Genomic DNA, 22,141 nt, shown 5'->3' with positions numbered 1-22,141 from the left:
GTGTATAGGTGAGTATATACTGTAGTCATCGGGTATACACACTATACCCGTAGGGGAAGCGCGAAGACGTCCGCCGCGACCCCTGCCGCGCACCGGGGACGCCCGAGGTGCGGCTCCCCGACGGGGGACGCCCCGCCGGGCTGGGAGGAAGGAACCGAGTCACGTGGAAATCATCATCTCGAACGCGAGCAACAAGCCCATCTACGAGCAGATCACCGACCAGGTCAAGGCCGCGATCCTCGCGGGCGAGCTAGCCGAGGGCGAGCAGCTGCCGTCCATCCGCGCCCTTGCGAGCTCGCTGCGCGTGAGCGTCATCACCACCAAGCGCGCCTACACGGACCTCGAGGCGGCCGGGTTCATCGAGACGGTGCAGGGAAAGGGAAGCTTCGTCGCCGGCGGCAACATGGAGCTCATCCGCGAGGAGCGGATGCGCGGCGTAGAGTCCCTGCTCACGCGCGCCATCGCAGACGGCCGGGCCGCCGGGCTCTCCGACGGGGAGCTCAAGGAGATGTTCAACCTACTCATGGAAAGTGACGACTGATGAACACTCACACCTCAGACACCACCACCGACACGCCGCTCGTCAGCGCGCACGGGCTTACCAAGCACTACGAGGGCTTCTCCCTGGAGGGCGTCGACCTTGACGTCCGCGAGGGCGAGGTCGTGGGCTTCGTCGGCAAGAACGGGGCCGGCAAGTCCACCACCATCAAGGCTCTTCTCGGCCTCATCGCAACCGACGGCGGCACGTCGAGCGTGCTCGGCACGCCCAGCGAGCTGCTCTCCCGCCCGGAGGGGGCGCACGCCAAGGAGCGCGTCGGCGTGGTCTTCGACACGGTCTCGCTGCCCGGCCACCTGCGCGTGCGCGACGTGGGCACGATCTACGCGCGCGCCTACGACCGCTGGGACGCCCACCGCTTCTCAAGGCTCATCGACACCTTCGACCTCCCCGCCGAGAAGTGCGTCAAGGACCTCTCGCGCGGCATGGGCATGAAGCTCAGCCTGGCCTGCGCCCTCAGCCACGACGCCCACGTCCTGATCCTCGACGAGGCCACGGCGGGGCTCGACCCCATGGCGCGCGACGAGGTCCTCGACCGCCTGCGCGACTTCGTGGCCGAGCCCGGCCGCGCCGTCCTCATGAGCAGCCACATCACGAGCGACCTCGAGCGCATCGCCGACCGGGTGGTCTGCATCGACGAGGGACGCATCGTCTTTGACCTGCCCAAGGACGCCATCACCGACGAGATGGGCGTCGCCCGCTGCCGCGTCGCGGACTTCGAGCGCGTGGCCGCCTCCGGGATGGTGCCCGAGAGCGAGCTGCGCTACCTGCGCCACGAGTACGGCATCGACGTGCTCGTCCCCGACCGCTACGACTTTGCCCGCCGGTTCCCCGAGATCCCCTGCGACCGCATGACCATAGACGACTACCTCACGCTCACCCTGAAGGGCGGTGTCCGATAATGAAGCGCGCCTACCTCGTCGAGATGACCATCTTCGCAAGCTACGTGCGTCAGCTCCTGCTCCTCGGCTTTCTCGTCTCCCTGTTCGTCTGCTGCGGCATGCAGTCCATCATCGCCGCGCCCGCGATCCTGACCTGCATGTGCTTCATGACGGGCGCCATGGGCGCCGCCGGCTACGACGAGCAGAACGACTGGGGGCTCTTCCGCCTCACCATGCCGCTCTCCCGCCACGACGTCGTGCTCGCCCGCTACGGCGTAATCGTGACGCTCGGGCTCGTGGGCCTCGTGGCGGGTCTCGTGGGCGCGGGGCTGGTGACCGCCCTTGCCACGTTCGTCGACCTTCCCATGGGGCTCTCCGAGATGCTCGCCTACCGCTTCGAGAACGTCCTCGCCACGCTCTTCTCCTCCTTCTTCTGCATCTTCATGGGGTCGTTCGTCGCGAGCGTGGTCACGCCGCTCTACTTCCGCTTCGGGCAGTCCAAGGCCACGCAGTACCTCCCGCTCATCATGGTGCTCGTCTTCTTCGTGCTCCCCGTCTCGCTGATCGGCAACAGCGGCCTGCTCGACGGCGGCATCGTGGGCACCGACGCCCTCACGAGCCTGCTCGCCTTCATCGAGACGCCGGCGGGCGTGGCGGCGAGCATGGGCGTCCTGCTCGTGGCGTCCGCGCTCGTGCTGGCCGTCTCCGCCGCTATCTCCCTGCGACTCTACGAGCGCCGAGAGCTCTAGGGGGTGACGGCCATGGACCTCACGATCCTCTTCGTCGTCGCGCTTCTGCTCGTTGCGATCCCGCTGTGCAACCGGCGCCGCAAGAGGTGGCACGATCACCGAGACTGATGCTATGGGGCGACAGAACCGCAGGTCAGCTGGCATGTAAAGGTCATTTGACAACGCTGGGCACCCCACGTCGGCCCCTTTTGATGGTACGCTGCACCCGGTCGTGGCAGTCTGCGCTCAGACAAGGGGCGCACCAAGAAGGACGAGAGGGCGCAGGGCATGGAGATAGGGTCGCGCATCAGAGAGCGTCGCTCGGCTCTCGGAATCTCCCAGGACGAGCTGGCGAGCCGCGTGTACGTGAGCCGCCAGACCATCTCGTCCTGGGAGAACGACAAGACGTATCCCGACGTCCAGAGCCTGCTTCTCCTCTCCGAGATCTTCGGCACGTCCGTGGACAGCCTGATCAAGGGAGATGTGGACACCATGACCAAGACCATCGAGAAGGACGCGCTCACGTTCAAGAGGCTCGGCTTCGTAATGCTCGTTTTCCTGCTGCTCATGATTGCGGCGCTCGTGTGGCTTTCTGCCCAGCTGGTGGTGTGGGACTGGCCGGCCGAGCAGACGGTTCCCACGGTGGTTCTCGCCGTCACGCTGTGGGGCGTGGCGATGTTTGCTGCCACGTGGGCCGAGCGCATCAAGAAGGAGCACGACCTCGTCACCTACCACGAGATTCTCGCCTTCCAGATGGGCGAGCCTATCGACCGCGACACCGAGAAGGGCCGGCGCGAGCGCCTCATCCCGCGCTGGATGAAGGTCATTCGCACGATTGGGCTCACGCTCCTCGCCGCAGCCATCGGCGCCTTCATCGGCTACAACGGAGCCGCGCTCATGAACGCGCTGTTTAGGTAGGCTTGCCCTCGGTTACCACCCCGCAATCTCAAGGTACTCCGCACACGTGACCGCCCGCACCTTTGACCTTGCGAAGGCGCGGGCGTCCCGCGTGAGGATGAAGTCAACGTCATTGAGCTCCGCACAGGCTCGGATGAGCCCGTCCTCAAAGTCGGGCTCGTTCCCGTGCAGAGAGAGATCACACTCCTCCGCGCCTATCGGCGCGATGGTCAGCAGCTCCGTGAGCTTCTTGATTGAGGTCCGCGCGCAGGACTCCCCATACTGCCTGCAGAGGATGTAGTACGCATCCTTGAGCGAGCTCACGGCCACAATTCCCATGTCGCCTTCTCCGTTGCAGAGGCGAAGAACCTCACATGCCTCCTTGGACTGGGGACGCTCGGGGCAAACGGCATCAAGAACGACATTGGTGTCAAAGAGGAGGCGCCTGCTGTTGTAGCTACGCATAGCGGCTCGCAATCATGTCCTTCATCTGCTCGTCCGTCAGGTCCGCGAGCCACGTTGCCTTGGGCAGGCTTGCCCTGAACGCCATGAAGTCCTCGAACGCGTCGGGGGTCTCGCCCTGCGCCTCCCCCTCGTCCGGGACCTCGCCCGTCCGCGCGATGTTCTCCCAGACCACCCGAATGACGTCCGCCGGGGTTAGTCCCGCGGCCTTTATGTAGGCATCCGCGCGCTGCCGCACCCGCTCATCAACCCGGCCCGAGACAACCGCCGTAGCCATTTCCCACCCCCGTTGCTTTTCTCTGTCTACACGTCTACACTATAGCAGAACACATATTCGGTTTCAAGACGGGAGGGACACATGGAGCGCATCGCCATCGTTGGCAGCTCGGGCGCCGGGAAGTCCACCCTCGGGAGGGCGCTGCGCGACATCACCGGCCTCCCCCTGCATTACCTCGACATGGTCTGGCACCTGCCCGACGGCAGCCACATTGCGCCGGAAAGATTCGACGCGGAGCACGCGGCGATCGTCGCCCAGCCTCGCTGGATCATCGACGGCACCTACCTGCGCACGCTTCCGGAGCGCCTGGAGAGGGCCGACACCGTCTTTCTCCTCAGCCCGCCCACGCAGGAGTGCCTCGACGCCGTCCGCTCTCGCATCGGAGGGCCGCGAGAGGACCTCCCCTGGAAGAAGACGAAGCACGACCCGGAGTTCGAGCGCTACGTCATGGAGTTCCGGGAGAAGAAGGAGCCTCTGATCCGCGAGGCTCTCGAGAGGCGCCCGGCAACCTGCCAGCTCGTCGAGCTCAGCTCGCACGCCGAGATAGCCGCCTACCTCTCGCGGATGGAGCGGGAGAGCCACGCTGCGACCGCCGCCGTCGCCACCGCGGCGACGAGCGCGACCGACCAGGCCGGCACGCGGTCGAAGGCCAGCCCATAGACCACCTGGCCGGCGGGCGCCGCGAAGTTTGCGAGCATGACCGTGAGCGCCATGACCTTGCCCACCAGCGTCTCCGGCGCCTTGAGCTGCAGATACGACATGGCCACGATGGAGAGCGCCATGCAGAAGGCCATCGACGCGAGGTAGGCGACGAGCATCCCCGCGTAGGCGCCGAGCGCGGGCAGCGGCGCAGCGAGCACCGCCGCTATGGCAGCGAGGCCCGCTGCCGTGCAGCCGAGAAGCGCCGGCGAGCTCTTGATCCCCAGCCCGCCCGGGCGCAGCGCCACCACGGCGCCGCCGACGAGGCCGCCCACCGCGAGGGTGCCCTGGAGAACCCCAAGCAGCTGGTTGGAGAGGCCCAGCGTCTCGGTGACGATGTAGGACGAGCCCACGTTGAAGAAGGAGGAGCCGAACAGGTTGACGAGCGTGGCGGCGATGATGATGTGCCACATAACGGGACGCGAGCGCAGGAACCGCAGGGCTTCCGCGAGGTCGTTTCGGACCGTGGCGAGGGGCCCCGCCGTGCGGGCGGGAGGCTCGTAGGGCACCCGCACGAACGCGAGCACCAGGGCCCCCGCCGCCACGAAGCACGCCGCCGAGACCACCACGATGGGCGCCAGCCCAAAGAACCCGAAGACGAGCCCGCCGAGCACCGGCCCCCCGATGCCCGTGAGCATGCTCACCTGGTTGGTCACCGCGACGGCCTGCTCCAGGCGCTCGGGGGCCATCACGCGCGGCACCGAGGACTGCACGCAGGGCTGGTAGATGGCCTGCGCCGCAAAGGCAACCATCAGCACGGCTGACGTGAGGGGGACGAGCTGCGTGGACCCGGAGAGCGCCAGGTAGCCGAGAAGCGCCGCGGCGAGCACGAGGTCGCACGCCGCCATCACGGCGCGCTTGCGCGTGCGGTCGGCGACCACACCGCCGATGGGGGCGAGCAGCAGGTACGGCACGTTCCCGAGCGCGACGACCGCCCCGTAGAGCGTGCCCGAGCCCGTGAGGTTGAGCAGGTGGAGCGGGATCACGAACTGCAGGATCTCCATCCCCAGCAGCGAGAAGACCTGGGCGACCATGATGGCCACGAACCCCGGCGAGAAGAGGCGCGCACCCCGCCTGCCCGACTCCTGTGTCATCATCTTCCCCTTTCATACATGCGGTTGGTATGTATATTGGCTCGAAAGGAAGCCGCACGAGGCGGCTCTCCTTCGCCCAGGTGTCACGATACGGGCGTCTAGCGGTTGCCACCACCAACCCCCGGTTGCATTTCACGTGCGCCACCGGCGGTTTCCTCCCCCGCCCCAGACGCCTCAGACGTATCTTGCTCCCCCTGCCCCGAAAAGGGCGCCCACGCGTCGCGAATCACGCGCGAGGGGTCGATGGACTCCCAGTCCACAAGGTCTATCCCAAGCGCCTGCGCCACCTTGAGGAAGACCTCCACGCGCGCCGCAAACTCCTCCTCCGAGGCAACCGGGTTGAACAGCGGCACCATCCACAGGTTGGCAATCACGAGCAGGACCTCCGCCGTCTCGCGGGGGTGCTCGCAGCGGATGGACCCGTCCTCCACGCCCTCGCGGATGGCCGGCTCCACGTAGGCGTGCGCGGTTTCGAGCACGTCCTGGTACTCGCGCGCGAGGATGCGCGCGCTCTTCACGGGGTCGGCCGACGGGCGCATCGCGGCCCACATCTCCGCGGAGGGGCCGGACGCGGACGCCTCGTCGAGCGCGCGGAGCTTCTCGAGGCCCGTGAGCGAGGGGTCGGCGACGATCGCGTCGGAGCGCTCCACGACGGGCCGGTTGGCCCGCTCGAACACCGCCTCGAATACCTCGTCCTTGCTCTTGAAGTGATGGTAGACGGCCCCTTTGGTGAGCCCGCCGAGACCGCCCACGATGTCGGCCATCGTGGTCCGCTCGTAGCCGCGGGTCATGAAGAGCTCCTCGGCCACGTCCAGGATGCGCCGGACCGTCTCCTCCGGATACTTGTTGCGCGCCATGGGGGACCTCCGTCCTTCTCGCCAGAATAAACATACCAAAGGTATGTATCCTCGACAAGGGCGCATCGCCACGAAGCAACCTAAGATGGGTCTACCATCCGCAGTCGGAAGGGGCCTCCATGCCGACCATCCGAGAGGAGCTCGCCGCGCTGGCGGACCCGGCCTATCGCGACTTCCAGGCCAGGCTCGTCCCCACGGTCGAGGCGGGGCGCATCCTCGGCGTGCGCACGCCCGCGCTGCGCCGCTACGCCCGCGAGCTCGCACGAAGGCGCCCGGACGAGGCGCATGCCTTCGTGGCGGCGCATCTGCCGCACGCCACCTATGACGAGATGAACCTCCACGCCGAGCTCATCGGGCTTCTCGCCAGGACGCCGGAGGAGGCGTTCTGCCTGCTGGAGGCGTTTCTCCCCCACGTGGACAACTGGGCCACGTGCGACCTCATCCGCGTGGGCGCCCTCGGGCGAGACCTGGACGCCACGATCGAGAGAATCCGCTCGTGGGTCGCGCCTGAGAGTCCCGAGTACGTGGTGCGCTTCGGCGTGACCACGCTCATGTCGCTCTTTCTGGGCGACGCCTTCGAGCCGAGCCAGCTGCAGCTCGTCGCAGACATTGACCGCCCGGAGTACTACGTCAACATGGCACGCGCCTGGTACTTCTCGTACGCCCTGATACGCCAGGGCGAGGCGACGCTTCCGCTCTTTGAGGCGCGCCCGCCGCGCCTGGACGCGTGGACGCACAACAAGTCGCTGCAGAAGGCGCGCGAGAGCCGCCGCGTGACGCCCGAGCAGAGGGCGTACCTGCAGTCCCTCAAGGTCCGGGCGTAGCCGTCCGCCGCACGCTGGCCGTCCCATCGCCGCCGCACGGGGTTCTTCTCGCCCGCGGCCGCACCCGCGCGTCCTACAGTTTTGCCAGCTGTCCGCACGAGGGAACGGGAGGCACGGCATGGACGCTTTTGGCATCGACATCGGTGGGTCCGGCATCAAGGGGGCGCCCGTCGACCTTGAGCGCGGCCGCTTTGCGGCAGAGCGCCTGCGCACCCCCACCCCAGAGGAGTCCACGCCCGAGGCGGTCTCGCAGATCGTCTCTCAGCTGCTCGACCACTTTGAGGTGGACGCGTCCGTGCCGGTGGGCGTTGCCTTCCCGGCGCCGGTCCACCCCGGCCGGCCCATCGGCTTCATGGCCAACCTCGACCAGTCCTGGGTGGGCGTCGACATAACCGCCAAGCTCTCCGAGGCGTGCCGGCGCCCCGTCCACGTGGTCAACGACGCCGACGCGGCCGGCCTTGCCGAGAGCCTCTACGGCGAGGCGCGCCGCCACCGCGGGCTCGTGGTCACCGTCACGCTGGGAACCGGCATCGGGACCGCGCTCGTCATGGACGGGGTGCTCGTGCCCAACAGCGAGCTCGGCCACCTCACCATGGGCAAGCACGGCGAGGACGCCGAGCGGCTGGCGGCCGACTCCGCCCGCCAGCGCGAGGACCTCAGCTGGAAGAAGTGGGGCAAGCGCCTGACCAAGTACCTGCGCCTCCTCGAGTTCTACCTCAGCCCCGAGGCCTTTGTCATAGGCGGCGGCGTGAGCAAGCGGCACGAGAAGTTCTTCCCGTACCTCGAGGTGGAGACGCCCGTCTATCCCGCGACGCTGCTCAACGACGCAGGCATCGTCGGAGCGGCCGCCTTTGCCGCCTCGCGCAGGTAGGCCCGCCCGGACACGCACGGGGAACACGCCGAGGGGCGGTCATGCGTGGCCGCCCCTCGCCCGTGCGCCTACGCGTAGACGTGCTCGTCGTTCGTCTCGCGCAGAAACGCCGCCATGCCCGCGACGGCAACCAGCGCGGGCACCCCCACGTTAAGGGCGTCTGCCGCGAGCTGCCCGAGCGAGGAGCTGGCGAGAAACGCCGCGAAGGCGCACCCAAACGAGACGACCAGGCCGCCCATGACGCCCACCATCATGGGAAACCCGCGCTTGACGACCTCGTTGGGCGAGGAGAAGCCGAAGTTGGGGCGCCGCGCGTCGAGCGTGATCGTGAGGCCGGAAAGGCCCGCGAGCATCCCCGTCGCGACCACGGCGCACTCGAGGGCGCACGTCACGCCCACCCTCCCGCAGGCGAGAAGGACCGCCGTGGAGACGGCGATGGCGGCCCCGCCGAGCACCAGGTTCGCCAGCAGCTTTGCACCGAGCACCGTGCGCCGCGCGAGCGGAAGCGACGCCATCACCCACGCGGAGCGCCCCTCGAGCGAGACGGACGGGGCCGCCGTGAGCGACATCGCCGCGCAGAAGCCAAAGGCCCACGGAAGCGCCGCACACACCGGGACCGAGATCGCGGCCGCCTGCTCGGCCGTCACGTCCACGCCGTCGATCGCCCCGGAGGTGAGCAGGCCCTCGAGCCCCACCACCCCCAGGGCCGCCGCCAGCACCACCATGAGCACGAGCCCGACGCAGCAGTTGAGCGCATAGGTCGGCAGCGTGGCCACGCGGCGAAGCTCCTTGATGACGAGCGCCCCGAGCGGGGAGGCGACCCTCCCCCGGATCCCGCTCGCGCTGAACGAGCGGCCGCCGCGCACGGAGACCGTGCCGCCCATCCGCGGGTAGAGGCGCGTCACGAGCGCGGCCGTGGCCGCGCACACAAGGGCCGACGTGCCGAGAAACGCCGCGAGGCCGGCCCACGAGCCGTGCGTCACGGCCGCGGCGAGCCACGCCGCCGGCGGGTAGGCGGCCTCGACCGACGAGCTCAGGAGCGCCGCCGCGCCGCCCGCCGCGGCGACGAGCGCGTCGGCGTCCATGTCTCCCGCCTCCGCGCCGAGCACCGCGGACCCCACGACGATCGCGACCACGAGCGCGAGCGAGAGGACCAGGTAGGCCACGCCCGCGTGACGGAAGCGCGCCGCCGCGGCGGAGACGCCGAAGGCGGCGAGCGACGCGACGGCGACCGGGGCGAGCGGTGCGACGAGCGTCCCCAGGACGGCGCACGCGAGCGCCTGCGCACCCGCCGGCACCGCGCCGAAGTAGGCGACGTAGAGCGGCGCGGAGACGATCAAGGAGAGCGCCACGCCGCTGCCGAGGAGCGTTGCCATGCGCGCGAGCACGACAACGGCTGTGGGAACCGGCAGGGCCGCCACGAAGTCGTAGTCGCGCAGGCCGAAGAGGGTGCCGTTGGCCTTCATGAACGCAAAGGCCACGCCTGCGAGCGAGCCCGCGAGGGCCGCGAGCGCCGGGATCGCCTGCGCGAGCCCCAGCGCCACGAGCCCACTTCCCGTCAGGTACAGGTAGGCGACGGCGAGCCCCGAGAGCGCGAGCGCGCCGAGCGCGACGCCAAGCGCCCGCGCCCTCCCGCCGTGCCCGCGGCCCACGAGTCCCCATGCGAGCGAGCGCGCCTGGAGCGCGACCAGCCTCCCGAAGTCACCCATCGCTACCGACCTCCCCTCTCGTCGCGCGAGCCCTCGACGAGCTCGAGGAACACGTCCTCGAGCGACTCGCTGCCGCACACCTCGTCGGTGGGCCCCAGGGCCACGAGCTCACCCGCGCGAATCACGGCGACCCGGTCGCAGAGGCGCTCCACGACCTCGAGTACGTGGGACGAGAAGAACACCGCCCCGCCCGCCTCGGCGCGCTCGCGCAGGAGCGCCTTGAGCTCATGGGACGCGGCGGGGTCGAGACCCACGAAGGGCTCGTCGAGAACGAGCAGATCCGGGTCGTGCAGCAGCGCCCCCACGAGGACGAGCTTCTGCCGCATCCCGTGGGAGTAGCTGCCCGCGAGGTCGCCGAGCGCGGACGTGAGCTCGAGCCGCTCGGCGAGCTCCGCGATACGCGCGCGCCGCGTGGCCGCGTCCACCCCAAAGACGTCGGCCATGAAGTCGAGGTACTGGATGCCCGTCATGAACTCGTAGACGTCGGGGTTGTCGGGGACGTAGGCCAGGCGGCGCTTGGCCGCCACGGGCTCGCGCGCGACGTCCGCCCCGCACACGCGGACCTGCCCGCCGCTCGCCGGCTGGGCGCCCACCACCGAGCGGATGAGCGTGGTCTTTCCCGCGCCGTTGTGCCCGATGAACCCGAGGATGTCCCCGGCCTCGACCGTCAGGGAGACGTCACGAACCGCGACCTTGTCGCCGTAGCGCTTCGTGAAGTGCTCGACCTCCAGAATGGGACGCGCCATCGCTTCCTCCTTTCGCGGCGGGGCCCTCCCCGCCAACGCCTCTCTGCTCTATCTGGAATAGAACAGATGATGCGATGGTATACCACACTTCGCGGACGTCTGCTATAGTTCCCATAGAACAAGAACACGCCGGCGAGAAGAGCGACCCTCATGGTCATAACCGTGGACAAGCTCTCCGAGACCCCGCTGTATCTGCAGCTGCGGGCCCAGGTCATCGCGGGGATAGCCGCGGGCGAGCTGCGCCCCGGCGACCCCCTGCCCTCCGTGCGCTCGCTCGCGGAGGACCTGGGCATCAACCTGCACACCGTCAACAAGGCATACGCGACCCTGCGCGACGAGGGGTACGTCATCATGCTCGGCCGGCGCGGCGCCTACGTTGCGGACGCCCCCGCGGACCCGGCCGCCGGCATGGACGAGGCGGCGCTCGACGAGGAGCTCGGGAGGCTCGCCGTGGAGTTCAAGGCGTCCGGGGGCACGCGGGCCGCGTTCGTCGAGGCGGCGCTGCGCGCGGCCTCCGACCTCCCCGAGGGGGCCTGACCATGTCACCCGAGCTCGTCTCCCTGACCGGGCGCACCATGATGGCGCTCATCACCCTGCTCACCGGGGCCACCTTCGCCCTCGTGCCGTGGCTCACGCGCCGCCGCGAGGCGTTTGCCGTCACCGTCCCCGAGGTCGCCCAAGCCGACCCGCGCCTGCGCCGCATGCGCGTCGCCTACTCACTCGCGATGCTGGCCCTCTCCGCGCTCGCCGTGGCGCTCTCCTGGACGCTCGCCGGCACCAGCCCCGTCGGGCTCGCGGCCGTGGTGCTGTCCCTTCCCCTCGCGGGGTTCCTGCTGATGCTGGCCTTCCGCTCGCGTGTGCGCGCCATCAAGCGGGCCGAGGGGTGGCAGGCCCGCCACGAGCGCGCGAGCGCCGTCGTGGGCTCCGCCGCGCAGGACGCCCCGCAGGTCCTCTCGCTCTGGTGGAACCTCCTCTACCTGCCCGTCATTCTCGCCACGCTCGCGCTGACGGCAGCGCTCTACCCCTCCATGCCCGACGTCGTCCCCATCCACATGAACGCGGCGGGGCAGGTCGACGACACCATCGCAAAGGGGTGGGTCGTCTTTGCGTTCCCGGCGGCGATCCAGCTCTTCCTGGGCGGGGCCTTCGCCTCGTCGCACTGGATGATCCGGCGCAGCAAGCGCCCGGTCTCCACGGAGGCGCCCGCCTCCTCTTCCCTCGCCTACGGGGCGTTCGCCCGGGCGCAGAGCCTGGCGCTGCTCGCCGCCGGCATGCTCGTCCAGGCGTCGATCGCCCTCATGCCGCTCTCGTTTGCGGGCGTGATCAGCATGGGCCACGCCGCCGTCGGCGTCGCCGTGGTCTGCGTAGCCGCGTGCGCGGTGACCCTGGGCACGTCGGCCGCCTACGGACAGTCCGGCACCCGGCTCCTGCGCCACACGCCCGCGGCCCGCACGCTCGACTTCGATGACGACGAGCACTGGAAGGCGGGAATCTTCTACGTCAACCGCGAGGACCCGGCCGTGATCTTGCCGCGGCGCTTTGGCGTCGGCTGGGCCATGAACTGGGGCAACCCCAGGGCCTGGGGGCTCACGGCACTTCTCGCCCTGTCGATCGCGGCGTTCGTGGCAATCCTCCAGGCGCTCGTCGGGTAGCGCGCATCCAGGGCGCGTCCCGGCCCCAGGCACACGCGTGCCCCCTGCCCACGGAGGCGAGAAGGGCCTCGGGCAGGGGGCACCTCGCGACGTCGGGCGCGCGGAGCTCTCCGCTAGCGCTCCAGGCGGGAGAGGTGACGCGCGCAGGGGCCCAGCACCCACCACGCCAGCGCCGCACCCTCCGCGACGAAGGCGACGAGCGCGAGCACGAGGCAAAGCCAGGGCTCGATCACGAGCCACAGGCACCCGGCGAGAAGCGCGAGCGCGGGCAGCGCCATCACCACGACGCCCACCACGAGTCCCGCGAAGACCATGAGCGTCGCGCCGCCACCCTTGACGAGCTGGGCCTCGTTGTCCCAGGTGAGGCGCGGGAAGCGCGCCCCGAGCCCGAGCGAGAGCAGCCCGAGCGTCGCGGTGGCCCCCAGGTAGACGAGCACGAGGTAGGCGCCGGACACGACGGGAACGCCGAGCACCACGAGCGCCACCAGCATGAGCACGAGCATCGGCACCGTGGAGAGCGCGAACGGCGAGACGAACTTGGCAACGAGGTAGGAGCGCCAGTCCATGGGAAGGGCGCGCAGGAAGAAGAAGTCGTCCCCGTCGCGGCTCACGCCCATCGTGAAGGTGTAGGACGAGAAGCCGAGGAGGATGGAGAAGCCGAGCACTCCCACCGCGCACCACGCGAGCTCGAGGCTGCCCGGCGTGAAGGTGGCCGTGGCCGTCCGCACGAGCTCGAGCAGCAACGGGACCGAGACGCCGGCCTGCTCCATCTCCGAGAACGCGAGGACACCGCTCGCCACCATGATGACCACGAAGTAGAGCGGCATGAGCAGCGAGCTCAGCACGAACTGGTTGAAGAACACGGGCACGCGGACCATGGTCTTCCAGTCACGGGAGAGATTGGCCGAGACCTGGCCGCGCGAGCGCGTGGCGCGCGCGAGCTCGGCGCCCTCCACGCGGCGGCCGCTCTTGGCGCCCGCGCCCTGGAGCGACTGGACCCCCTCGAAGTACCAGCGCCGCGCGAGCGCGGAGAGGACGAGCGCGTAGAGCGCCACGCTCGCCACCATGAGCGCCAGCCCGCTCGCCACGCCCAGCGCGTCCCCGGTCAGCGCCTGCCGCACGAAGAGCGAGGGCGGGCAGATCACGCCCATCACCACCATGGGAGCGCCGCCGGAGAGCAGCTCGTCGGCACCGGAGGCCAAGCTCGCAAGACCGTCGCCGCGCAGGGCGAACTGGCTGCCCACGCCAATGGCGAGCGCAAGCACCACGATGAGGCCGCCGAAGACCCGCGAGAAGCGGTCCTTGTCGTGCGCGAGGCGCGAGAAGCGCATGATGGGCACGCACACGATGACCAGCGCGAGGTTGACCGCCACCGCGCACAGCACGAAGGCCACGACGGTGAGCGGCCAGGTGAGCGCCGGCGCGCTCTGCGCGAAGAGGCAGCCGAGCGGCACGGGGACGAGGATGAGGTCGCCGAGCACGGAGAGGGCCAGGAAGTGCGTGAGCTTGGCCCACATGATCGTGGTGGCCGAGATGGGCAGCGTGAGGTAGTAGCTGAGGTCACGAACGAAGTAGAGGATGTTCACGGCCTGGTAGACGCCCGTGAGCACCGTGAGCGTGACGAGGCTGACCACCGAGAGGCTGAAGGCGGAGTAGGGCGTGACGCCCGCCGCGCCCAGGCCGATGCCGAGCGCGAAGAAGGCACCGGCGAGGATGAGGTAGAGGACCGCCATGGCAACGCGCCTCAGGCCGAGCCCCACCTTGGTGGCGACCCCCTTGCCCGTGGCCTCGGCGTCCCCGCCGAGGCCCATGCCGGTGTTGTCGAGGTGCTGCTCGCCCTTGCGGATCACGCGCAGCATCACGCGGAACTGCTTCCAGGAGAAGTCCTGGGCCGCCGCGCGCGCCATGCTAGCGCACCTCCGGCGGCTCGGGCGCACCCGCCGGGCGCGCCGCGGGGGCATCGTTCTTCTCGCCCGCCGCGCCCCTCTCCGGCTCCGACGCAAACGGGGAGTTCTCGGAGGTGAGCTCGAGGAACATCTCCTCGAGCGAGCCGTTGCTCTTGAAGTGCTCGCGCATCTGATTGACGGTGCCCACGAAGAGCAGCTCGCCGTGCGCGATCACGCCCACGCGGTCCACGACCTTCTCGGCGACGTCGAGCACGTGGGTGGAGAAGAGCACCGTCTTGCCCGCGTCGGCGTGGCGACGCATGGACTGCTTGAGCAGCCACGACGCCTTGGGGTCGAGGCCGGTCATGGGCTCGTCGAGAATCCAGGTCTCGGGGTCGGGCAGCAGCGCGCCCATGATCATCATCTTCTGGCGCATGCCGTGGGAGTAGGACTGGATCTGGTTGTCCAGCTCGCCCTCCATGCCGTACTCGTGCGCGAGCTCGGCGATGCGCGCGGAGCGCACGTCCTGGGGAACCTCGTAGACGTCCGCGATGAAGCGCAGGAACTCGTGGCCCTTGAGGCGCAGCAGGTGGTCGGGCGAGTCGCCCACGTAGCAGAGGTTGCGCTTGGCGGCGAGCGGGTTCTCCACCACGTTCACGCCGCCGAGCTCGATGGTGCCCGAGGTGGGCGCGAGGACGCCCGCGAGCATGTTGAGCAGCGTTGACTTGCCCGCTCCGTTGGGGCCGAGCAGGCCGAAGATCTCGCCGGAGCGAATCTCGAGGCTGAGGTCGCGCACCGAGAGGGTGGCGCCGCCGTCGTATGACTTGCTCACGTGATCGATTCTGATCATGGGACTCCTGTCGTCGTGGCTCGGAAAGCCGCTCCATTGTACGCTGGGAGAACCCCCCCCCAGCAAGCTGTTGCATGACGGTTTGGTAAGCCTTTTCGGGCCGCGGCGCCGGCCCCCGCGGGAACGAAAGCGGCCCGCCGCCCCGCGCGCACGGGGACGACGGGCCGAGATCCTCCCACCGCAGGCCCTACTCCTGAGCGGGAAGCGCCTTCTCGCAGTAGTCGCGGATGATCGAGCAGGACTTGCGCATCGCACGGCGCTCGTCGTAGGAGAGGTCGATCTCGAGCACCGAGTCGACGCCGCGGTCGCCGATCACGCACGGGACGCCGGCGGAGATGCCCGACTCGCCGTACTCGCCCTCGAGGTGCGTGGAGAGCGGGACCACGCGCTTCTCGTTGTGCAGGATCGAGGTGACGAGGTCGGCCACGATCGAGGCGATGCCGAACTCCGTGCAGCCCTTGCCGGAGATGATCGCGGCGCCGGACTCGCGCACGCGGCGCATGACGTCACCGAAGTCGATGGAGTCGACCACGTCGTCACGCAGGGAGAGGTACTCGCGCAGGTTGATGCCCTCGACCGAGATGCGCGAGGTGGGGATGAACATGGAGTCGCCGTGCTCGCCCATGCAGAAGGCCTGGATCTGGCGGCTCGAGACGTCGATGGTCTCGGAGAGCACGCGGCGCAGGCGCGCGGAGTCGAGCGCGGTGCCGGTGCCGAAGACCTGGTTGCGCGGCAGGCCGAGGTTGCGGTAGAGGTACTCGACCACGATGTCGGCCGGGTTGGAGACGCTGATCAGGATGCCGTGGAAGCCGGAGTCGCGCAGCGGGCCCACGATGCCGTCGAGCACCTTGACGGTGCCGTCGAGCATCTGGAGGCGCGTCTCGCCGGGGCGGCGGCTGCGGCCGGCGGTGAGGATCACGAAGTGGGCGTCGCGGCAGTCCGCGTACTCGCCCACGCGGATGGTGAACGAGTCGCCGAGGCCGGAGGCCAGGTCCTCGAGGTCGAGCGCCTGGGCACGCGCGGCCTCCTTGTTGACGTCGAGGAAGACGATCTCGTTCACGAGGTGCTGGAACATGAGGCACAGGGCCACGTGGCTGCCCACGCGTCCCGCGCCGATGATGACCGCCTTGCGCGTCCTGATGTCGCCGTGCATCTGCTCTCCTATCTACGTGGCGCCGTGCGCCGTCTGTCCCAAGAAAGGGCACCCTCGCGGGGCGCCCTCATTCTAACGTCTTGTGGACGTTTTGTGCGTGCCAGATGACAAGCGCGTTGCGCGGCGGAACAGCCGGTCGGCGGCCATGACGCCCGGACGAGAAGGACCCTGACGAGTTCATAGTTTCCGCCATGCCTGAAGCATCGACACTCTATGGACGGAGTTTCAGTTATACCTGAAACTCCGTCTTCAAAGTACTCTAGCTTCAGATATACTCGAAATGATGAGAGGAGCTCACATGACTGAGAGAATCACGCGCGTTGACCGCCCCTCCTATCAGGAGCTGCTCGAGTCCCTGCGCGATACCCCCCAGATCAAGGTGCTCCAAGGCGTTCGCCGTTGCGGCAAGTCAACCATACTCTCGGCATTCAGGGATCGGCTTGTTGCCGAAGGCGTGCCGGAGCGCAATATTTTCTTCAAGCGCCTCGACGAGTTCGGCCTGCCACTGGCAACCTCCGCAGAAGAGCTCGTTTGTGAGTTAGAGGAGGCCTTTGACCGCGCAGATCCGCAGACGCCCAGCTATGTTCTCCTCGATGAGATTCAAGAGGTTGAGGGGTGGGAGCGCGTGGTGCGCAGCCTGCACACGAGGCCCGCAACGGACGTGTACGTCACCGGCTCAAACGCCCACATGCTTTCGTCCGATCTTGCGACGCTGCTGTCCGGACGATATGTCAGCGTTCCGGTGCACCCCCTCTCCTTCTCCGAATACCTGAGCTTTCTTGAGGCGTACGGGGAACCCTCCGCCGAGGATGCCGCCTTTGCCGACTACCTGCGCTTCGGGGGCATGCCGGGCCTCTTTGCCCTGCGCGAGCTAACGCAGGAGGGGGCTGCGAGAGAGCTCTCCGCCATCATGGACACCGTGGTCCTGAACGACGTGGCCCGGCGCCTCAACCTGCGCGACGTCGCTTTGCTGCAACGTCTCATCGCCTACCTCTTTTCCACGTCTGGCAATCTCTTCTCAACCAACAAGGTGGTGGGTGCCCTCACCAGCATGGGAAGACGAACCAGTTCAGAGACTATCGACAATTACATCAATGCCCTTGAGCAGGCCTTTATTGTTCGCGAGGCATCGCAAACCGGCCTTCAGGGCAAAACCGTGCTCGCACCCCTGCGCAAGTTCTATCCCGTCGACCTGGGGCTAAGGAACCTCGCCACCCGTTTCCGGGCAGGCGACACCGGTTTTCAGCTGGAGAACCTGGTCTTCAACGAGCTCATACGCCGCGGTTATCACATTGAGGTGGGTGCGCTTCGCACCGGCGAGGTGGACTTTGTGGCAACAAGGGCCGATGAGCGCCTCTACGTGCAGGTCACAGAAACCATGCTGGGCGAGAAGACCCGCGAACGCGAACTGACGCCGCTGCTGGCCATACGAGACGCGTTCCCAAAAATGGTGCTCACCCTCGACCGCCTGGGACTTGGAGTCACCGAGGAAGGAATTCGAGTGGCGAACACCATCGACTGGGTGCTCGGACGCGAGTAGCGGGAGGGCGGCAACCAGCCGCCCCAGGCCAATCGCCGCCCTCCGCATTGTGGGGTCGAATGAATCGTGCATAAGTCAAAGTTCCGCGCACATGCACCGTCGCCGGCACCGGCAAATGCACGCGTGGCGAGAAGGACGCGCGGTCCTTCTCGCCACGCTCTGCCGATGGCCGGGTTGTGCCCTAACTCTAGTCGCGGGTCAGCTTGCGGTGCAGGCGGTGCGGCTTGGAGGCCTCCGCGCCGAGGCGCCTCTCGCGGTCTGCCTGGTAGGCCTCGAAGTTGCCCTCGAACCAGTGCCAGCGGCCGGGGTTCTCGTCGTCGCCCTCCCAGGCCAGGATGTGCGTGGCAACGCGGTCGAGGAACCAGCGGTCGTGGGAGATCACCACGGAGCAGCCCGGGAACTCCTCGAGCGCCTCCTCGAGCGACTCCAAGGTCTCGACGTCGAGGTCGTTGGTCGGCTCGTCAAGCAGCAGCAGGTTTCCGCCCTGCTTGAGCGTGAGCGCCAGGTTCAGGCGGTTGCGCTCGCCGCCGGAGAGCACGCCGGCGCGCTTCTGCTGGTCCCCACCCTTGAAGCCGAAGGCCGCCACGTAGGCACGGCTCGGAATCTCGGCCTCGCCCACGCGGATGTAGTCGTTTCCGTCGCTCACGACCTCCCAGAGGGTCTTCTCGGCATCCAGGCCCTCGCGCATCTGGTCCACGTAGGAGAGCTTGACGGACTCGCCCACCGTAAGCGTGCCCGACGTGGGCTCCTCCTGCCCCACGATCATCTTGAACAGGGTGGACTTGCCCACGCCGTTGGGGCCGATCACGCCCACGATGCCGTTGCGCGGCAGGGAGAACGAGAGGTCGTCGATCAGCACGCGGTCGCCGAAGCTCTTGCAGAGGTGCTCGGCCTCGAGGACCTTGGCTCCCAGGCGCGGGCCCACGGGAATGTGGATGTCGGTGAAGTCGACGCGCTTCACGGCGCGGGCCTCGGCCTCCATCTGCTCGTAGCGCTCGAGGCGGGCCCGGTTCTTGGCCTGGCGCGCCTTGGGGCTCGAGCGCACCCAGGCGAGCTCGGACTTCATCTTCTTAGCGCGGCGGGCGTCCTGCTGGCTCTGCGCCTCGAGGCGCGCGGCCTTCTTCTCCAGGTAGGTGGAGTAGTTGCCCTCGTAGGGGTAGAGCTGGCCGCGGTCGACCTCGCAGATCCACTCGGCCACGTCGTCCAGGAAGTAGCGGTCGTGCGTGACGGCCATGACGGCGCCGGGGTAGCGGTGAAGGAACTGCTCCAGCCACAGCACCGACTCGGCGTCCAGGTGGTTGGTCGGCTCGTCAAGAAGCAGCAGGTCGGGGGCCTCGAGCAGCAGGCGGCACAGGGCCACGCGACGGCGCTCGCCGCCGGAGAGGTGCGTCACCGGGGAGTCCGGGTCGGGGCACTGCAGCGCGTCCATGGCCTGCGAGAGCTGGGAGTCCAGGTCCCAGCCGTTGGCGGCGTCGATCTCGTCCTGGAGCTGGCCCATCTCGGCCATGAGCGCGTCGAAGTCCGCGTCCGGGTCGGCCATCTCGGCGCTCACCTGGTTGAAGCGCTCGATCTTGGCGAGGACGTCGCCAAAGGCCTGCTCGATGTTCTCGCGCACGGTCTTGTCCTCGTCGAGCGGCGGCTCCTGCTGGAGGATGCCCACCGTGTAGCCCGGGGAGAGGCGCGCCTCGCCGTTGGAGACGTCCTCGAGACCGGCCATGACCTTGAGCAGCGTGGACTTGCCCGCGCCGTTGGGGCCCACCACGCCGATCTTGGCGCCGGGGTACACGCCCACCGTGACGTCGTCCAGGATCACCTTGTCGTGCACGGCCTTGCGGGCGCGGTTGAACATGTAGACGAACTCCGCCATGGGTTTCTCGCCTTTCGCTAGCAGGGGTTTTCTGTCTCGTGCCGCAATTATACGGGGAGAGGTCCGGCAGGCCCCAAGCCCACACACAAATCATCACTTCGCAGGGCGGCGCGCCGGCAAGAAGAACCGTCGGGTAGTCGGCCCCACGGTCCTTCTCGCCAGCGCGTTCACAGCGCCTGCACGAATGACGCCGTTCGGGGACGCCCCGCCTGAAAAGGTCCGGCTCGCGTGGCACAATCAGAGGACAGGGGAACACAACAGGAGGAGCTCCAATGCCTGAGGGTATTCGCAAGGTCAACGTCATCGGCCACCTGCGCCCGGACACGGACAGCATCTGCTCGGCCATCGCGTACGCGCACCTCAAGAACGAGGTCGAGCACACCAACATCTATGAGCCGCGCCGCGCCGGCGCGGTCAACCGCGAGACGGCGTTTGTCCTGCGCCACTTTGGCTTTGAGGAGCCCGCGCTCATCACGTCCGTCGCACCGCAGGTCAAGGACACCGAGATCCAGCGCCAGGGCGGCATCGACGGAGAGATGAGCCTCTTTGCCGCCTGGAACCTCATGCGCGACGCCAAGGCGGACACCCTCTGCATCACCGACGAGGACAACCACCTCGAGGGCCTCATCGCGGTCAAGGACATCGCCAACGCCAACATGGACGTCTTCGACATGGGCGTGATCGGCGCGTCCAACACCTGCTACGCCAACATCATCGACACGCTCAACGGCGAGATGATCCTCGGCGACCCCACGGCGCGCGTGACCGGGGGCAACGTCTGCGTGGGCACCACGCCGGAGATGATGGAGGACACCGTCAAGCCCGGTGACATCGTGCTCGTGACCAACCGCTACGAGACGCAGCAGTTTGCCGTCGAGTGCGAGGCCAGCTGCCTCGTGATCTGCTGCAGCGCCCACGTCTCGCACCGCGTGGTCGCCTCCGCCGAGCGCCACGGCTGCGCCATCATCACCACCCCCTACGACACCTACGCCGCCGCACGCCTCATCTCTATGTCCATCCCGGTGCGCGCCAAGATGCTCTCCGAGGGCATCCTCAAGGCGAGCGTCAACACCTCCATCGACGACGCGCGCAAGATGATGGCGCAGAGCCGCCACCGCTTCTTCCCCGTCATCGACGAGAACGGCACCTACGTGGGCCTCATCAGCTCCCCGAGCCTGCTGTCCGCCAAGAAGAAGCACGTCATCCTCGTGGACCACAACGAGCGCTCGCAGTCCGTCGAGGGCCTCGAGCAGGCCGAGATCATGGAGATCATCGACCACCACCGCATCGGCTCCATCGAGACCTCGAGCCCGGCCTACTTCCGCAACATGCCCGTGGGCTGCACCTGCACGATCGTGCACATGATGTACCGCGAGAACGGCGTGGAGATCCCCAAGAACGTCGCGGGCCTCATGCTCTCCGCCATCCTCTCCGACACGCTGGCCTTCCGCTCCCCCACCTGCACTCAGGTGGACCGCGCCGCCGCGGCAGACCTCGCACGGATCGCCGGCGTCGACATCGACACCTACGCCGACGCCATGTTCGAGGCGGGTGCCGACCTCACCGGCCGCACCGCCGAGGAGGTCTTCAACGGCGACTTCAAGGTCTTCAGCCGCGGCAACGTCAAGTTCGGCGTGGGCCAGGGCAGCTACATGACCGAGAGGAGCCGCAAGGCCGCCGAGGAGCTCGTCGGGCCCTACCTCGCCGAGGCCGCCGCGACCGAGGAGCTGCCGCTCGTCTTCTACCTGTTCACGGACGTGAAGAGCTCCTCGAGCGAGATTCTGTGGTACGGCGAGGGCGCCGAGGAGGTCGTCTCGCGCGCCTTTGACGTGGAGCCCAAGGACGGCATGGCGCGCCTCCCGGGCGTCGTGAGCCGCAAGAAGCAGGTCATCCCCGCCCTCATGGCCACGCTGCAGAGCACGCAGGAGGACCTGGGCTAGTGGGCGAGAAGAACCTCGGCCCGGAGCGCGGCGGGGAGTCGCACTTCCTCGCGCTGCTCTCGCGCATGAAGTACATCGAGCGCTGGGCCCTCATGCGCAGCGCGCGCCCCGAGAACCTCTCCGAGCACTCGCTCGAGGTGGCGCTGATCGCCCACATGCTGTGCGTCATCGGCAACGTGCGCTTCGGTCGGGAGCTCGACGCCGAGCGGGCCGCGGTCGTGGCGCTCTACCACGACGCCTCCGAGATCATCACCGGGGACATGCCTACGCCCGTGAAGTACCACGACGGAACGATCCGCGACGCGTACCGCGCCGTCGAGCACAGCGCGGAGGAGCGGCTCGTGAGCGCGCTGCCCGCCGACCTGCGCCCGGCCTTCGAGGACGTCTTCTGGCTCGCCTCGGACGCGGACGAGGACGAGCGCTACCTGCGCCGCCTCGTGAAGGCCGCCGACAAGATCTCCGCGCTCATCAAGTGCGTGGACGAGGCCCGCTCCGGCAACGCGGAGTTTGGAAGCGCCGAGCGCACCTGCCGCGCCGCCGTCGACGAGATGGCCGCCGAGCTGCCTGAGGTTGCGGACTTCGTGCGCGAGTTTCTCCCCTCCTATGGAGCCACCCTCGACGAGCTGCTGTAGCCCGCACGAGCCAACGACCC

At 68.3% G+C, this 22,141-nt stretch carries 22 protein-coding genes; 12 read left to right on the top strand and 10 right to left on the bottom strand.

Annotation, left to right across the window (positions count from 1 at the left end; genetic code table 11):
- Positions 1-163 precede the first annotated feature (163 nt).
- From B5F23_RS04840 to B5F23_RS04825, 4 genes are all read left to right on the top strand, one after another.
- Positions 164-541 (top strand): GntR family transcriptional regulator, encoded by a 378-nt coding sequence (locus tag B5F23_RS04840; RefSeq protein WP_087352332.1) that lies wholly within the window; start codon positions 164-166, stop codon positions 539-541.
- Positions 541-1,458 carry an ABC transporter ATP-binding protein gene (locus tag B5F23_RS04835; protein ID WP_087352331.1) on the top strand — a complete coding sequence of 306 codons (918 nt, stop codon included), beginning with the start codon at positions 541-543 and terminating at the stop codon, positions 1,456-1,458. Before B5F23_RS04840 ends, B5F23_RS04835 begins: the two co-directional genes overlap by 1 nt.
- Positions 1,458-2,186 carry an ABC-2 transporter permease gene (locus B5F23_RS04830; protein WP_087352328.1) on the top strand — a complete coding sequence of 243 codons (729 nt, stop codon included), beginning with the start codon at positions 1,458-1,460 and terminating at the stop codon, positions 2,184-2,186. Before B5F23_RS04835 ends, B5F23_RS04830 begins: the two co-directional genes overlap by 1 nt.
- 267 nt (positions 2,187-2,453) lie before the next feature.
- Entirely contained in the window at positions 2,454-3,083 is a 630-nt protein-coding gene (locus tag B5F23_RS04825; RefSeq protein ID WP_087352326.1) for a helix-turn-helix domain-containing protein, read from the top strand.
- A gap of 12 nt (positions 3,084-3,095) precedes the next feature.
- Here the strand turns inward: B5F23_RS04825 and B5F23_RS04820 are convergent, their stop codons facing one another.
- Positions 3,096-3,527, bottom strand: coding sequence for a type II toxin-antitoxin system VapC family toxin (locus B5F23_RS04820; RefSeq protein ID WP_087352324.1), 432 nt, complete (start codon positions 3,525-3,527; stop codon positions 3,096-3,098).
- The gene (locus B5F23_RS04815) at positions 3,520-3,801 is read right to left on the bottom strand and encodes a type II toxin-antitoxin system RelB/DinJ family antitoxin (protein WP_075279797.1); all 282 of its coding nucleotides are present in this window, start codon (positions 3,799-3,801) and stop codon (positions 3,520-3,522) included. Before B5F23_RS04815 ends, B5F23_RS04820 begins: the two co-directional genes overlap by 8 nt.
- A gap of 81 nt (positions 3,802-3,882) precedes the next feature.
- Here B5F23_RS04815 and B5F23_RS04810 point away from each other — a divergent pair, with 81 nt between their 5' ends.
- Positions 3,883-4,461: an adenylate kinase gene (locus B5F23_RS04810; RefSeq protein WP_206392259.1), complete on the top strand. Its 579-nt coding sequence runs from the start codon at positions 3,883-3,885 to the stop codon at positions 4,459-4,461.
- Here B5F23_RS04810 and B5F23_RS04805 read toward each other — a convergent pair.
- Together B5F23_RS04805 and B5F23_RS04800 are read right to left on the bottom strand one after the other, a co-directional pair.
- Positions 4,353-5,594 carry an MFS transporter gene (locus tag B5F23_RS04805; RefSeq protein WP_158096122.1) on the bottom strand — a complete coding sequence of 414 codons (1,242 nt, stop codon included), beginning with the start codon at positions 5,592-5,594 and terminating at the stop codon, positions 4,353-4,355. The two genes, B5F23_RS04810 and B5F23_RS04805, sit on opposite strands and share 109 nt — an antisense overlap.
- Before the next feature lie 98 nt (positions 5,595-5,692).
- A complete protein-coding gene (locus B5F23_RS04800) occupies positions 5,693-6,451 on the bottom strand; it encodes a TetR/AcrR family transcriptional regulator (protein ID WP_158096121.1) in 759 nt (252 codons plus the stop codon).
- A gap of 119 nt (positions 6,452-6,570) precedes the next feature.
- On the opposite strand from B5F23_RS04800, the gene B5F23_RS04795 reads away from it, so the two are divergent.
- Together B5F23_RS04795 and ppgK are read left to right on the top strand one after the other, a co-directional pair.
- The gene (locus B5F23_RS04795; RefSeq protein ID WP_087352318.1) at positions 6,571-7,275 is read left to right on the top strand and encodes a DNA alkylation repair protein; all 705 of its coding nucleotides are present in this window, start codon (positions 6,571-6,573) and stop codon (positions 7,273-7,275) included.
- 118 nt (positions 7,276-7,393) lie between these two features.
- Positions 7,394-8,146, top strand: coding sequence for a polyphosphate--glucose phosphotransferase (gene ppgK, locus B5F23_RS04790; RefSeq protein ID WP_087352316.1), 753 nt, complete (start codon positions 7,394-7,396; stop codon positions 8,144-8,146).
- 68 nt (positions 8,147-8,214) lie between these two features.
- Here ppgK and B5F23_RS04785 read toward each other — a convergent pair whose 3' ends face one another.
- Together B5F23_RS04785 and B5F23_RS04780 are read right to left on the bottom strand one after the other, a co-directional pair.
- Complete coding sequence (locus tag B5F23_RS04785) at positions 8,215-9,855, bottom strand: putative ABC transporter permease subunit (RefSeq protein WP_087352314.1); 1,641 nt, start codon at positions 9,853-9,855, stop codon at positions 8,215-8,217.
- A 2-nt stretch (positions 9,856-9,857) separates the two neighbouring features.
- Positions 9,858-10,601, bottom strand: coding sequence for an ABC transporter ATP-binding protein (locus B5F23_RS04780; protein WP_087352312.1), 744 nt, complete (start codon positions 10,599-10,601; stop codon positions 9,858-9,860).
- 150 nt (positions 10,602-10,751) lie between these two features.
- Between B5F23_RS04780 and B5F23_RS04775 the strand changes: the two genes are divergently transcribed.
- On the top strand, positions 10,752-11,138 hold the full coding sequence (locus B5F23_RS04775; RefSeq protein WP_087352310.1) for a GntR family transcriptional regulator: 387 nt from the start codon (positions 10,752-10,754) through the stop codon (positions 11,136-11,138).
- Positions 11,139-11,140: 2 nt separating this feature from the next.
- Positions 11,141-12,253 (top strand): DUF1648 domain-containing protein, encoded by a 1,113-nt coding sequence (locus B5F23_RS04770; protein WP_087352308.1) that lies wholly within the window; start codon positions 11,141-11,143, stop codon positions 12,251-12,253.
- Positions 12,254-12,366: 113 nt separating this feature from the next.
- Here B5F23_RS04770 and B5F23_RS04765 read toward each other — a convergent pair whose 3' ends face one another.
- From B5F23_RS04765 to B5F23_RS04755, 3 genes are all read right to left on the bottom strand, one after another.
- Positions 12,367-14,160, bottom strand: coding sequence for a putative ABC transporter permease subunit (locus B5F23_RS04765; protein WP_158096120.1), 1,794 nt, complete (start codon positions 14,158-14,160; stop codon positions 12,367-12,369).
- A gap of 1 nt (position 14,161) precedes the next feature.
- Positions 14,162-14,989 (bottom strand): ABC transporter ATP-binding protein, encoded by an 828-nt coding sequence (locus tag B5F23_RS04760; protein ID WP_087352303.1) that lies wholly within the window; start codon positions 14,987-14,989, stop codon positions 14,162-14,164.
- 187 nt (positions 14,990-15,176) lie between these two features.
- Positions 15,177-16,142 carry an L-lactate dehydrogenase gene (locus B5F23_RS04755; RefSeq protein ID WP_087352301.1) on the bottom strand — a complete coding sequence of 322 codons (966 nt, stop codon included), beginning with the start codon at positions 16,140-16,142 and terminating at the stop codon, positions 15,177-15,179.
- A 298-nt stretch (positions 16,143-16,440) separates the two neighbouring features.
- Between B5F23_RS04755 and B5F23_RS04750 the strand changes: the two genes are divergently transcribed.
- Positions 16,441-17,682, top strand: a complete 1,242-nt coding sequence (locus B5F23_RS04750) for an ATP-binding protein (protein WP_087352298.1) — start codon at positions 16,441-16,443, stop codon at positions 17,680-17,682.
- A 187-nt stretch (positions 17,683-17,869) separates the two neighbouring features.
- Here the strand turns inward: B5F23_RS04750 and ettA are convergent, their stop codons facing one another.
- The gene (gene ettA / locus B5F23_RS04745) at positions 17,870-19,549 is read right to left on the bottom strand and encodes an energy-dependent translational throttle protein EttA (RefSeq protein ID WP_087352296.1); all 1,680 of its coding nucleotides are present in this window, start codon (positions 19,547-19,549) and stop codon (positions 17,870-17,872) included.
- Positions 19,550-19,821: 272 nt separating this feature from the next.
- Between ettA and B5F23_RS04740 the strand changes: the two genes are divergently transcribed.
- Positions 19,822-21,489 carry a putative manganese-dependent inorganic diphosphatase gene (locus B5F23_RS04740; RefSeq protein ID WP_087352294.1) on the top strand — a complete coding sequence of 556 codons (1,668 nt, stop codon included), beginning with the start codon at positions 19,822-19,824 and terminating at the stop codon, positions 21,487-21,489.
- Complete coding sequence (gene yfbR / locus B5F23_RS04735; protein WP_275083203.1) at positions 21,489-22,121, top strand: 5'-deoxynucleotidase; 633 nt, start codon at positions 21,489-21,491, stop codon at positions 22,119-22,121. The genes B5F23_RS04740 and yfbR overlap by 1 nt, the downstream gene beginning before the upstream one ends.
- Positions 22,122-22,141 lie beyond the last annotated feature (20 nt).

Origin of the sequence: Olsenella sp. An188 (assembly GCF_002160255.1) — a bacterium.
GTDB lineage: Bacteria > Actinomycetota > Coriobacteriia > Coriobacteriales > Atopobiaceae > Thermophilibacter > Thermophilibacter avistercoris.
Note: the sequence above shows the minus strand (reverse complement) of the source record. Positions and strands in the feature narration are given on the sequence as shown.